This is a genomic window from Acinetobacter gandensis, assembly GCF_001678755.1.
Lineage (GTDB): Bacteria > Pseudomonadota > Gammaproteobacteria > Pseudomonadales > Moraxellaceae > Acinetobacter > Acinetobacter gandensis.
In genome coordinates, this window is sequence record NZ_LZDS01000026.1 from 232,950 (window position 1) to 245,037 (window position 12,088).

Consider the following 12,088-nt stretch of genomic DNA (forward strand, 5'->3'; position numbering starts at 1 on the left):
TCAAACGTTCCATTGTCTTACAGGGATTTAAACATGACCGTCAAAATCAAAACACGCGAAATTGAATATACTGCTGCAGATGGCACAAAACTGATTGGCTATTTTGCCACGCCTGAAACATCTGAACCCGTTGCAGGTGTATTGGTTTCACCTGAGTGGTGGGGACGTAATGAATATACCGAACAACGTGCTCGTGAATTGGCTGAACATGGCTATGCAGCTTTAGCACTGGACATGTATGGTGACAAAAAAGTTACTACAGATGCGAAACAAGCTTATGAATGGATGATGCAAACCTTTGATCATGCAGACACAATTGTGACCCGTGCGTCTGCCGCTTTAACCACTTTGGCACAGCAATCTGAAGTAAATGCAGCTAAACTCGGAGCAATCGGTTTTTGTTTTGGCGGTAAAGTGGTCTTAGACCTCGCACGTTCAGGAGCAGAACTAGATGCTGTGGTCACATTTCATGCGACCTTGGCAACAGCAACACCGGCTCAAACTGGCCAAGTCCAAGCCGAGCTTTTGGTGCAACATGGTGAACTCGACTCTATGGTAACACTGGATGATGTGGCGAGTTTCCGTGAAGAAATGCATGCTGCGGGTGTGAACCATAATGTCATCGTGTATGCCGATGCCAAGCATGGATTTAGCAACCCTTTGGCTGATGAACGTGCAAAAGCGAATAATGTCGATTTAGGCTATAACGCAGCAGCAGAGCAACAAAGCTTAAATGCGATGTATGAATTACTGGATCGAACTTTAAAAGTTTAATCAGTATCTGGTTAATAAATAAAAAGTGATGAAATAAAGTTTCAAATTCAAAAAATAAACGAGGAGATAAAGATGACAGAACTCAATTGCCCATATTGCAACTTCGACGAATATGACGTTCTTGCAAAAAATGATTTTGGTGTTGTGCTTCCTGAGCCTCATAGCTTGTCGAAGGGTCATAGTGTCATCGTTCCCCTTCGACATGTCAGTTCTTTTTTTGATGTGACCGACAAAGAACGTAAAAGTCTGATGTCGCTGCTTGAACAGGCACGTAATGAGCTGAATTTAAAATATCAACCTACAGGCTTTCATATCGGTTTCAATGATGGTCATGTTTTTGGTGAGGAAACAGCCCATGTGCATATTCACATCATTCCACGCTATGACAATCAAAAACTAGCACTTGACTCACGTTGGGGTTTTGAAAATTAAACCATAACCCACTTTTAAAAGGAGCTTCGGCTCCTTTTAAATGCTCTAAATCTTGTAGTCTAAGCAAGCTATGTACGCTAAAGCACCAACTCAAAGCATGTATACTATGCTCAGATTTTAGTTTCGATGTTGTTTCATGTTTAAATTTTCAGATGCCCTGCTTGAATGGTTTGATATCCATGGTCGCCATGATTTACCGTGGCAAGTTGCAGATGATCCGTACAAAGTGTGGGTATCGGAAATTATGTTGCAGCAAACCCAAGTCAAAACGGTTTTACAATATTTTAACCGTTTCATCACACGCTTTCCAACTGTAAACGACCTTGGTATGGCTTCTTGGGATGATGTCGCACCCTATTGGGCTGGACTTGGCTATTATGCACGTGCACGTAATTTACATAAAGCAGCAGGAATTGTTGCACGGCAGGGACATTTTCCAAAATCTTTAGCTGAATGGATAGAACTTCCTGGTATCGGGCCATCTACTGGTGGTGCCTTAATGTCACTGGGTTTACGCCAATATGGCGTGATTATGGATGGTAATGTGAAACGTGTACTGTCACGATTTTTTGCCATTGAAGATGACTTATCTAAACCGATGTATGAACGTGAAATGTGGAAATTAGCAGATGAGCTTTGCCCTGTTGAACGCAATCATGACTATACTCAAGCCATCATGGACTTGGGAGCTACCATCTGTACCCCCAAAAAACCACTATGCCTATATTGCCCAATGCAACAGCATTGCAAAGCACATCAACAAGGTATTGAAGCAGACCTTCCTTTTAAAAAACCGAAAAAAGCTGTTCCTATTCGTTCAGCAAAAGTCTTATTAATCCAATCTCAAGATGAATGGTTTTGGCTACAACGTCCAGACAGTGGCTTATGGGGCGGTTTATGGTGTTTACCTATTTTTGATGAGCTTGCAGCCTTACAACAGCAAGCGCAAACTTTAGGCTTAACCGCGTTGCCACAACGGGTCGAGATTTCACATAGCTTTACCCATTTTACTTGGCAACTTGAAGCATTATGTTTCAAAGCAAGCGATGATCAAAAAGAACATATTTCAATTGAGCTACAAGGTCAGTGGTTAAGTCCAACTGCTGCAACACAGTTAGGAATACCCACTGCAATGAAAAAACTCATTTCTGCGCTAGAAAGCTCGGCCGTATCTGTGCCATAGTCAGACTCGATTTAAATAACGAATAGGGATATTTGTGATTCAAAAAGTGTCTGTTAGCCGCCTTGTCATTGGCACTGTAACCAGTTTGTTTTTAGCCCTACTTTCTGCCTGTACCTCAGCACCTAAAAAAGCACCCTCTTCAAGCCTTCCTGCTGCGGAAGTGAAAAAGTTGCAACAAATGCGCTTGGCTAATCAGCTTCCTGTACCCGTTCATCAAGTTAAACGTAGTCAACTTAAAGACACTTGGGGTGCAGCACGCAGTCAAGGTCGCAGCCATGAAGGCATTGATATTATAGTTCCACGTGGAACAAAAGTATTGAGTACTACAGAAGGTTTAGTTGCCGACTTACGTAATAACAATTTGGGTGGTAAAGTGATATGGATTATGGGGCCTGCTGGTTCATGGCACTATTATGCGCACCTTGATGGCCACAAACGTGGTTTACAGGTCGGCGACTATGTCAAAAAAGGCGATGTGATTGGTTATGTGGGTAACACTGGAAACGCACGCCATACCGCACCGCATTTACACTATGGCATTTACTTAAATGGTAAGGGTCGAAATGCGGTAAACCCTTATCCATATTTACGTTAATTTTTTAGGAATCTTACATGTCAGAAGCGTTGATCAATCGTCTGGTGGAATTTGCAGAATCAGGCAATCAACAAAAAATTAGTCTTAATGGTCAGTCACATCAGGGCTGGATCATGGAGATTACTGAAGAAGCCCTGCTGATTAGCACAGGTTACGCAGACAAATCTGGCAAAGATGTATGGATTCAATTTGCCGATTTAGGACAAGCCACCCTGTCCTATTGGGATAATAAAAGTGATCAATGGACTGAGTTTAAAATTTAAGTTTCAGTTGTCACAGGAGCACTGGACATGACAAAACAACGCTGTGGTTGGTGCTCTGAAGACCCTTTATACATTCATTACCATGATCATGAATGGGGAATAGCCAATCATGATGAAACACACTTATTTGAAATGTTGTGTCTTGAAGGACAACAAGCTGGCCTATCTTGGATTACCGTACTCAAAAAACGTGACTGCTACCGTCAACATTTTTTTCAGCATGCTATAGCCGATATTGCTGCATTGACTGAAGTACAATTACAAGAAAAATTAAAAGATGCTGGACTCATTCGACATATCGGAAAATTAGCTGCTATACGTGATAATGCCAAAGCTTGGCAAAGTATTAAAGAGCAAGGGATTGATCCGGTACAGTGGTTATGGTCATTTGTTAATAATACAGTTCAACATAATGATGTCGCAGATTATCGTGCTGCTCCCGCACAAACTGTGCAGAGTCAAAGCCTATCTAAAGCCTTAAAAAAACACGGCTTCAAATTTGTAGGCCCCACCACTTGCTATGCATTCATGCAAGCAATTGGTATGGTAAACGACCATGAAAATCATTGTGAATTTAAATAGTTAAACAAATAAATTTAGAGTATTCATAGATTAATAAGGACTAAAGACAATGAGTGACAATTTAATTCGTGCTTTTGCGGCAATGAATGCCGGTGAAGCATTGGTTCCCTATCAATTTGATGCAGGCGAACTACAAGCCCATCAAGTTGAAGTCAAAGTTGAGTACTGTGGTTTATGTCATTCAGATGTTTCAATTATCCAAAATGACTGGAAATCCTCAGTCTATCCTGCAATCCCAGGCCATGAAATTATCGGAACGATCACACAACTTGGTAGTGAAGCCAAAGGCCTAAAACTAGGTCAACGTGTTGGGATTGGTTGGACTGCTGAAAGCTGTCAACACTGTGATCCCTGCATCTCAGGGCAGCAAGTACAGTGCACGGGTGGAAAAACGGCGACCATCGTGGGACACGCAGGTGGTTTTGCAGATAAAGTCCGTGCAGGTTGGCAATGGGTGATTCCCCTCCCTGATGATTTAGATCCTGTGAGTGCAGGCCCACTTCTATGCGGTGGCATTACCGTATTTGATCCAATTTTGCAGCACCAGATTCAAGCCATTCATCACGTTGCAGTGATTGGGATTGGCGGCTTAGGTCATATGGCAATTAAGTTATTGAAAGCATGGGGCTGTGAAATTACCGCATTTACCTCAAGTCTTGATAAAACTGACGAACTCAAAACCATGGGTGCAGACCATGTGCTCAGTAGTCGTGACACGGCTGCACTTAAGGCACATCGTGGCACGTTTGATTTAATTTTAAGTACAGTAAATGTCACTTTAGACTGGCAAGCCTATCTATCTACACTCGCACCAAATGGCAGTGTACATATGCTCGGACTTGCACTAGAGCCAATGCAGATTCCTGCGGGTATGTTGATTAGCGGTGCTAAATCAGTCACCGGTTCTTCAACTGGATCGCCTGCCGCACTGCGTCAACTTCTGAAATTTGCCGCACGTCAAAATATTGCGCCACAGATTGAACTGTTCCCAATGTCACAAGTGAATGAAGCCATTGAACGCTTACATTCAGGCCAAGTGCGTTATCGTGTTGTGCTTAAAGCTGATTTTGATTAACGCTATTCAAATCAAATTTTTAAAGTCTTTTTAACCCAATTGGCCAATAACTGGATCGCCTGTTGTATCTGTTCAGACAGTTCATGTCCTGCATTCAGGCGAATACAGTTACGGTAACGATCTGCACCACCAAACAACAGTCCCGGCACAATGTTAATACCGTGCTGCTGGGCAAAACAATACAGATCCCAACTGTCAATCTGCGCGGGTAATTGCAACCAGAGAGCATAACTTCCCTGTGGCTGATTCAAACGGATCTCCACACCTTCAAATGCATGGGCAATAAAATCACGATATTGCTGCACTTGCTCATGCAGTTTAGGTTTTAACGCCGTTAAATGCTGACGATAAGCGCGACTGTAAATTAAATCGGCCAAACCCAATTGCAGCGGTGTATTCACCAAAACATTTTGAATAAGTAGCCGCGCATGTAAATGTTTAAGCCGCGTCGGTAGGCAAAACCAGCCCACCCGATAAGAAGGTGACAACGATTTCGAGACCGAACCACAATACACCACATATCCGTGTTGATCCCAATATTGAATGGGTAAAGGTCGCTGCTGCGCATGACTGCACTCGGCATAAATATCATCCTCAATCACTGGACATTGATACTGCGCCGCCAATTGTGCAATTTTTTCTTTCTCTTGATTACTTAAACAAAAACCCAAAGGATTTTGAAAATTTGCTGTCAATAAGCATGCTTTTGCATGGGGTTGTTGCATGGCTTGGGCTAAACGTTCTAAATCAAAGCCATTACTATCTGCAGGTATTTCAATGATTTTACGTTTTAATAAAGCGAGCAATTGCAACTGACCATTATAATTCGGTGTCGGCACAATAATGCTGTCACCAGGTTCAGTTATAGTTTGAATAATCGTCGAAAGTGCGGGCATGCAGCCATTACTGATATAGATTTGTTCAGCTGCAATATGAAAACCGTCTTCAGCCCAATGCGCTGATAATGCTTCACGCAGTATTGGATGTCCTTGTCGATCACTATAAAGAAAATCTTCGGGCTTACAATGTTTGAGCGCACGCTGCACAGAACGACGCAAGGCTTCAGTAGGAATCAAATTCGGTGAGAGTTGAATGGAACCAAGATGAATCAATTGATTATTGATAGCATCTTCTTGAATCTGAATTTGTAATTCTAAATGCGACACATCACGCGATGCAGGTTGAAAATCTGGATGCTCTGGTAATGCTAAGTGATCATACGGGTTAGCGAGCTGCTGCCATTTTACAAAATAGCCTGCCTTATTTTGCGCATAAATCAGACCTTGTGCCTCGAGCAACTCATAACAATTTTTTGCGGTATTCAAACTAATACCTTGCTTTTGAGCAAATTGACGAAGCGAATTGAGGCGCTGCCCTGCGATAAGTTCACCGCTATATATTTTATGCGCCATGCTTGCCGCTAAGCTTTGATATTGAAATGCCATCTGTACCCTATTTTTAATATTTTCTGTATCTGTACCCATAAAAATAACAGATTTAAGCTGTGCTTATTCAGTTAAAAATCAAAAAATACAGAGGAGGATGTATGGCTTTCAAACTTACAAAATTTACTTTGGGCAGCGTTGTCATCACTACATTTTTATTGAGTGCCTGTCAGCAAGATGCGCAAACTGTGGCAGAACAGCAGCAAAATTTCGTTTGTAATGCATTGATTGAAGGCTTTCTCAATGCCCAAAAGCTGAATGAATATAAATTAAGACAGATCCTACCCTTAGCAGCTGGTAATCTACAGCAAAAAATCTATGTCTATTCAGCTCAACACAGTAACAACTTAAATTTGACGCCCCAACAAGCGAAGTTACGCTTTGCCTGTCAACAGACCCCGTCACGCCAAATTCAAATTAAGTTGCATGATCCACAAAAAGCTGACAACCAGCTAGAAACCCTGCTGAGTATTGAACTACCAGAACCTCAACAGCTTAAACAGCTGACTGCTTTTTCATTGGCTGAAACATCACGACCGAATTTGCAAAGATAGCTTTTATTTTAAAACGTCATGAAGTGCTATTGGTTTATAAGTTGCCAGTTGCACTTTCATTTTTTGCAGCATTTGATAGGGCTGTTGCTGTACGAACATATTCACAAAGCTGAGTGGAATCGACCCTTCAGGATTCGCATATCCTGAAGTCGATACTTTCACTTTTTGATTACTTAAACGTTGGAAGGTCCAATCACCTTCATATTCAGTTAAACGTACATAATTCGGATGAAGTGGATAGCCTTTTTTAAGGCCTTTGTTTTGAATACTGATATTGCCCTGTGCATCTTTGCGTATTTTACCCTGCACAACTAAGTCACGGTCTTTTAACGGAAAAGGAAAATCCAAAACCATGTACAGCGTAAATTCACCTTTTTTGTCATCTCGGGACAGTACTTTTACGCTACCCATATAAGGTACCCATTTCACTGCATTTTCCACATCTAAAACCAAACTGACCGCATTTTCCATCGGCACATCAAAACTGGTTTCAGCTTTGTATTGAATGACTGGGTTTTGTTCATTTTGATAAGTCCAAACTTTAATATTGTTTTTATGAATACTCAGTTTAGCATTATCCATTGGTTTCGCTTGTACTGCCGCAGTCACTGCGACAGTACAAAGCATACATATGACTTTTTTCATTCCATTGATCGTCTTATTTTAATTTTATTTTGTTGTTATAACGGAATTTAACGGAGGTTTATACCTCAATATCGTTAAAGCCCAATACATCTTTCATATCATATTTACGTGCATCACGACCCACAACCCATGCTGCGGCACGAACAGCACCGGCTGCAAAGTTCATACGATTGGTCGCTTTATGGGTAATTTCCACACGTTCACCATCAGCAATAAACATCGCAGTATGTTCACCGACAATGTCGCCACCACGAATCGTTTGGAAACCAATAGTTTGACGTTCACGTGGACCAGTATGACCTTCGCGGCAATACACGGCATCTTGTTTTAAGTCACGCCCTAAAGTATCGGCAATGGCTTCGCCCCACATTAACGCTGTACCTGATGGAGCATCGACTTTATGACGATGATGGGCTTCAATCACTTCAATATCTACTGTGTCGCCAAATACTTTTGATGCAAGTTCAAGTAGTTTGATCGAAACGTTTACACCGACCGAATAGTTCGCTGCATAGACTACTGGGGTTTCTGTTGCTGTTTCATCTAGATAAGCTTTTTGCTCATCATTCATACCCGTCGTACCAATCACAATTGCAACACCCGCTTCACGGCATAATTTTAAATGCTGTGCTGTTGCAACAGGTGCAGTAAAGTCGATGACCACATCACAGTCTTTCAGTACATCAGCCAAGTTACCGACAACCTTCACACCCACTGCACCAATGCCAGCAAGCTCACCAGCATCTGCACCAATTAAGCTGCTTTCAGGACGTTCTACTGCAGCAGCCAATTGATAGCCCGCTTGCTGAACTGCTTGAATTAAGATGCGTCCCATACGACCGCCTGCACCTAATACACCAATGCGTGGAGAAGCTGACATAACATTTTCCTAATGTTGATTCAAAATTGGTCTTACTATAGCAAAACTCCATACACAGGCTAAGTTAGAATTCATAAAAAGTTCAAATTTCCTGATGCTTTTACAGTCAATACTATACGCACTGTATGTCCATCGCTTTTCAGTCTGTTTGACGCTTACATCACCAAGCTCGCTCAATTTCACGGTATGATAGGCGCGTTCTTTTTATCCTGAATTTTCATGAAAACCCTACTGTATCTTTGTGCTGCTATATGTATTGCATTGGCATGGCTAATTCCGATTCATTACCGTCCTTGGGCAACCTACACGGGTGAGCTTTATACCTTTTTTGCACTGTTTGCTTTAGCTGCTACCTTCTTCAAACAAAAGCTAGATGTCGCAAAAATTTCTTTACCCTTGTTGGTTTTAGCTGCCGTTCCGTTGATGCAGCTGATGTTAGGGCAAATCTACTATTTCAGCATTGCGCTCCTGTGCATGCTGTTTGTGTTTAGCTTTTGGCTGTGCGTTAATTTGGGCTTTAGCTTGTCTCGAACTACAGTAGATCGTGAGAAAACATTCCTTTATTTAAGTTATACCTTTGTGGCTTCTGGTGTTCTGACCGGACTGATAGCGATTTGTCAGTGGTTAGACTTCGATTCGTTCTTACCATTTGTCATGAAAATCAGTGGTACAACTCGTCCTTTTGCCAATTTTGCTCAACCTAATAATATGGCGACCTTCTTGCTGATGGCATTATTGGCTTGCTTATATCTATATGAGCAAGGCAAAGTGAAGACTCGTTACTTGGTGGCTGCTGCCATACCTATTTTAATTGGTATTGCCTTAAGCCAATCACGTACCTCTTGGGTCGCAAGCCTCTGTATTTTACTTTACTTGGCTTATGCACAATATCGCGATTTTATTCGCTTACGTTGGTTTTATAGCTTGGCGTGGTTTATTGGCTTTATCGCGCTGATTGTGTTGATGCCGAAGCTGAGCCAAATGATAATCCAACTATCCGACATGAATATTCAGGAAAGTCGTGATATTGCACAACGTGCTGGTGGAGATATGTCGCGGTTGGCAATTTGGACACAAATGGCCCATGCCGTTGCTGCACAGCCTTGGTTTGGTTATGGTTGGCATCAAACCAGTACTGCGTTTGTTGCCATTTCAGATACTGTACCAGGCCCGGTTTGGGTGCGTAGTGCGCACAATTTCATCTTAGACTTTTTATTGTGGAATGGCGCGATTATTGGTATTCCATTTTTGGCTTATTTTGCTTATTGGGGCATCCAACTCCAGAAAATGGCAAAGTCTGCCTTGTCGGTCATTGGGCTACTCATGGTCGGCGTATTTGTCATTCATGCCATGTTGGAATTTCCGCAAAACTACGCTTACTTCCTGTTACCGATCGGTTTTATTATCGGGATTTTGCAAGCTGGTAAGCTGAACACTTCAGCTTTTCAATTATCACCGTGGTTCATACGTATCGTGTTTATGGTGGGTGCCATTTTAATCACTGTGATTTACCGTGACTATGCCAATGCAGCGATCCAGTTAGGACAAGCCTCTAAATATGAAAAGAGCCCTGAAAAGATCACCAATCATGAGCCAATTTATTTACTGACCGAATTTAAACATCGTGTTGCGATCATTCGCTTAAATCCATATCAAAAAGTTTCGGCACAAACCCTACAAGAAACAGATAAATTGGTGCGTAGTTATCCAGCCAAATACCACATCATTAAATATGCACGTTTATTGGCTTTTAATGGCTATGAAGCTGAAGCTCGCCATCAGCTACAACGTTTAAAAACTATTTATAAAATCGATATGCCTTACGAAGATTTACTTCCACCTATAACCGCTACTCACCAATAATTTGATCAATAAAAAAGCCTGCTTTTCAGCAGGCTTTTTTATTTGAATCAGGACAGTTTTTACATACTGTCCATTTCATTTCAACTTAGTCAAACAAACGGTCGAAGAATGATTTTTTCTTCGGTGATGATTTGTTGTCATCGCCATCCATTGTATCTTGCAGTTCTTTTAACAACTCACGTTGACGTGCAGTTAAATTCACTGGTGTTTCCACCACAATACGGCACAGTAAATCACCCGTCATGCTGGTACGTACAGGCTTCACCCCTTTTCCACGTAAGCGGAATAATTTACCCGTTTGTGTACCCTCAGGCACTTTCAAACTTACACGACCTTCCAAAGTTGGAATCTCAATTTCTTTACCTAAAGCGGCATCTGCAATTGAAACCGGTACATCCATATACAGATCTGCACCATCACGTTGGAAAATTTCGTGCTCACGAACAACCACTTCTACATATAAGTCGCCAGATTGGCCATCACGAATGGCTTCACCTTTTCCACTTAAACGTACGCGGTCGCCATTATCCACACCCGCAGGAATTGTGACTTCTAGAGTTTGCTGACGATCGGCAACACCTGAACCATGACACTTGTTACAAGGGTTCTTAATGATTTGGCCTTGACCACGACAAGTACTACAGGTTTGCTGTACAGAGAAGAAACCTTGTTGCATGCGAACTTGACCCGCACCATGACAAGTTTTACAGGTTTCAACGTCTTTCGGATTTTTTGAACCCTTTCCATCACATGCGTCACACGGTGCTGGAGCAGTAAAGGTAATGGTTTTTTTAACGCCTTTTACCGCTTCTTCAAGGGTCAATTCCATAACATATCGAAGATCTGAACCACGACGTGCACGTTGTTGACCGCGGCCACCACCGCCACCAAATGCGCCACCGAAAATGTCACCAAATTGGCTGAAAATGTCTTCTGCGCTAAAACCACCGCCGAAGCCACCTGCACCACCGCCCATACCACCTTCAAACGCTTGATGCCCCATACGGTCATACATACTGCGCTTTTCGCTGTCCGATAAAACTTCATAAGCTTCTGCAGCTTCTTTGAATTTTTCTTCAGCTTCTGGGTTGTCTGGGTTACGGTCAGGGTGATACTTCATCGCCAACTTACGGTAGGCTTTTTTAATTTCATCATCACCTGCGGTTTTAGATACGCCTAAAACCTCATAATAATCACGTTTAGCCATGTCTGGCGATGCTCCTCACGGAATTCAATTTAATACTTAACTGTGGTCTGAAATTGGGGGATCAAACCATTTTTTCAAGGGGAATGTGGGAAAAAAATTTAAACGGCTTAAAATACCGCTTTGTTTTTAACGAATTTTGAAAGACCTTGGATCCAAGCATTGAGCAAATATAGAAATGCAATGCCAGAAAAAACCACGCCAATAACTGTACATGCGGTTACCCATAGGTAAGTATCCCAATAGTAGAAAAATAAAGGAATAAACCAGAGTGCTGCAAACACAGCCATACAGGTATAAATGACCACCGTACGCATCACCCAGAGTGCTTGGGCTTGCAACCAAACTTCAGCAGAATCAATTTGAGTGACTTTACGTGCAAGAAAGTAGGCAAAAACACCACTAATCAATGTGAAAAGGGCAAAAAACATGAAGACATAAGAAATCGCAACATAACGGCGATACTTGGCTAGATTGTCTGCTGTCATCTGTTCTTCAACCCCATAAACCACAATATACCGAACTTCATTTGTGGCTTTTTTACTTTTTAAAAATGTCTTTGTAGATCAGGTGCTACTATAGAGAAAAATTCC

The 12,088-nt window shown here is 41.9% G+C and carries 14 protein-coding genes; 9 read left to right on the plus strand and 5 right to left on the minus strand.

Going from position 1 to position 12,088, the window contains the following annotated elements; all coding sequences use genetic code 11:
* Window positions 1–12: 12 nt before the first annotated feature.
* From A9J31_RS11115 to ahr, 7 genes are all read left to right on the plus strand, one after another.
* Window positions 13–774 (plus strand): dienelactone hydrolase family protein, encoded by a 762-nt coding sequence (locus tag A9J31_RS11115; protein ID WP_483757037.1) that lies wholly within the window; start codon window positions 13–15, stop codon window positions 772–774.
* A gap of 72 nt (window positions 775–846) precedes the next feature.
* On the plus strand, window positions 847–1,206 hold the full coding sequence (locus tag A9J31_RS11120; RefSeq protein ID WP_067765651.1) for an HIT family protein: 360 nt from the start codon (window positions 847–849) through the stop codon (window positions 1,204–1,206).
* 136 nt (window positions 1,207–1,342) lie between these two features.
* On the plus strand, window positions 1,343–2,389 hold the full coding sequence (gene mutY, locus A9J31_RS11125; protein WP_067765654.1) for an A/G-specific adenine glycosylase: 1,047 nt from the start codon (window positions 1,343–1,345) through the stop codon (window positions 2,387–2,389).
* Window positions 2,390–2,456: 67 nt separating this feature from the next.
* Complete coding sequence (locus A9J31_RS11130; RefSeq protein ID WP_245668229.1) at window positions 2,457–2,984, plus strand: M23 family metallopeptidase; 528 nt, start codon at window positions 2,457–2,459, stop codon at window positions 2,982–2,984.
* A 17-nt stretch (window positions 2,985–3,001) separates the two neighbouring features.
* The gene (locus A9J31_RS11135) at window positions 3,002–3,247 is read left to right on the plus strand and encodes a hypothetical protein (protein ID WP_067765657.1); all 246 of its coding nucleotides are present in this window, start codon (window positions 3,002–3,004) and stop codon (window positions 3,245–3,247) included.
* Between the two features lie 27 nt (window positions 3,248–3,274).
* Window positions 3,275–3,829, plus strand: coding sequence for a DNA-3-methyladenine glycosylase I (locus tag A9J31_RS11140; RefSeq protein ID WP_067765660.1), 555 nt, complete (start codon window positions 3,275–3,277; stop codon window positions 3,827–3,829).
* A 49-nt stretch (window positions 3,830–3,878) separates the two neighbouring features.
* The gene (ahr, locus tag A9J31_RS11145; RefSeq protein WP_067765663.1) at window positions 3,879–4,904 is read left to right on the plus strand and encodes an NADPH-dependent aldehyde reductase Ahr; all 1,026 of its coding nucleotides are present in this window, start codon (window positions 3,879–3,881) and stop codon (window positions 4,902–4,904) included.
* An 11-nt stretch (window positions 4,905–4,915) separates the two neighbouring features.
* Here the strand turns inward: ahr and A9J31_RS11150 are convergent, their stop codons facing one another.
* Window positions 4,916–6,349: an aminotransferase-like domain-containing protein gene (locus A9J31_RS11150; protein WP_067765667.1), complete on the minus strand. Its 1,434-nt coding sequence runs from the start codon at window positions 6,347–6,349 to the stop codon at window positions 4,916–4,918.
* A 101-nt stretch (window positions 6,350–6,450) separates the two neighbouring features.
* Between A9J31_RS11150 and A9J31_RS11155 the strand changes: the two genes are divergently transcribed.
* Complete coding sequence (locus tag A9J31_RS11155; protein WP_067765671.1) at window positions 6,451–6,903, plus strand: hypothetical protein; 453 nt, start codon at window positions 6,451–6,453, stop codon at window positions 6,901–6,903.
* Between the two features lie 3 nt (window positions 6,904–6,906).
* Here A9J31_RS11155 and A9J31_RS11160 read toward each other — a convergent pair whose 3' ends face one another.
* Together A9J31_RS11160 and dapB are read right to left on the minus strand one after the other, a co-directional pair.
* The gene (locus A9J31_RS11160) at window positions 6,907–7,548 is read right to left on the minus strand and encodes an START domain-containing protein (RefSeq protein WP_067765676.1); all 642 of its coding nucleotides are present in this window, start codon (window positions 7,546–7,548) and stop codon (window positions 6,907–6,909) included.
* Between the two features lie 58 nt (window positions 7,549–7,606).
* Window positions 7,607–8,428: a 4-hydroxy-tetrahydrodipicolinate reductase gene (gene dapB / locus A9J31_RS11165; RefSeq protein ID WP_067765680.1), complete on the minus strand. Its 822-nt coding sequence runs from the start codon at window positions 8,426–8,428 to the stop codon at window positions 7,607–7,609.
* 219 nt (window positions 8,429–8,647) lie between these two features.
* Between dapB and A9J31_RS11170 the strand changes: the two genes are divergently transcribed.
* The gene (locus A9J31_RS11170; RefSeq protein ID WP_067765683.1) at window positions 8,648–10,291 is read left to right on the plus strand and encodes a PglL family O-oligosaccharyltransferase; all 1,644 of its coding nucleotides are present in this window, start codon (window positions 8,648–8,650) and stop codon (window positions 10,289–10,291) included.
* 85 nt (window positions 10,292–10,376) lie between these two features.
* Here the strand turns inward: A9J31_RS11170 and dnaJ are convergent, their stop codons facing one another.
* Together dnaJ and A9J31_RS11180 are read right to left on the minus strand one after the other, a co-directional pair.
* Complete coding sequence (gene dnaJ, locus A9J31_RS11175) at window positions 10,377–11,498, minus strand: molecular chaperone DnaJ (protein ID WP_067765686.1); 1,122 nt, start codon at window positions 11,496–11,498, stop codon at window positions 10,377–10,379.
* Between the two features lie 107 nt (window positions 11,499–11,605).
* Window positions 11,606–11,983: a hypothetical protein gene (locus A9J31_RS11180; RefSeq protein WP_067765689.1), complete on the minus strand. Its 378-nt coding sequence runs from the start codon at window positions 11,981–11,983 to the stop codon at window positions 11,606–11,608.
* Window positions 11,984–12,088: the final 105 nt, after the last annotated feature.

Excerpts from the sequence above, each read along its gene's own strand:
- A9J31_RS11155 (WP_067765671.1), top strand. The coding sequence starts at position 6,451 with ATGGCTTTCAAACTTACAAAATTTACTTTGGGCAGCGTTGTCATCACT.
- dapB (WP_067765680.1), bottom strand. The coding sequence starts at position 8,428 with ATGTCAGCTTCTCCACGCATTGGTGTATTAGGTGCAGGCGGTCGTATG.
- A9J31_RS11170 (WP_067765683.1), top strand. The coding sequence starts at position 8,648 with ATGAAAACCCTACTGTATCTTTGTGCTGCTATATGTATTGCATTGGCA.
- A9J31_RS11150 (WP_067765667.1), bottom strand. The coding sequence starts at position 6,349 with ATGGCATTTCAATATCAAAGCTTAGCGGCAAGCATGGCGCATAAAATA.
- A9J31_RS11135 (WP_067765657.1), top strand. The coding sequence starts at position 3,002 with ATGTCAGAAGCGTTGATCAATCGTCTGGTGGAATTTGCAGAATCAGGC.
- A9J31_RS11120 (WP_067765651.1), top strand. The coding sequence starts at position 847 with ATGACAGAACTCAATTGCCCATATTGCAACTTCGACGAATATGACGTT.
- A9J31_RS11160 (WP_067765676.1), bottom strand. The coding sequence starts at position 7,548 with ATGAAAAAAGTCATATGTATGCTTTGTACTGTCGCAGTGACTGCGGCA.
- dnaJ (WP_067765686.1), bottom strand. The coding sequence starts at position 11,498 with ATGGCTAAACGTGATTATTATGAGGTTTTAGGCGTATCTAAAACCGCA.
- A9J31_RS11180 (WP_067765689.1), bottom strand. The coding sequence starts at position 11,983 with ATGACAGCAGACAATCTAGCCAAGTATCGCCGTTATGTTGCGATTTCT.
- ahr (WP_067765663.1), top strand. The coding sequence starts at position 3,879 with ATGAGTGACAATTTAATTCGTGCTTTTGCGGCAATGAATGCCGGTGAA.
- A9J31_RS11140 (WP_067765660.1), top strand. The coding sequence starts at position 3,275 with ATGACAAAACAACGCTGTGGTTGGTGCTCTGAAGACCCTTTATACATT.
- mutY (WP_067765654.1), top strand. The coding sequence starts at position 1,343 with ATGTTTAAATTTTCAGATGCCCTGCTTGAATGGTTTGATATCCATGGT.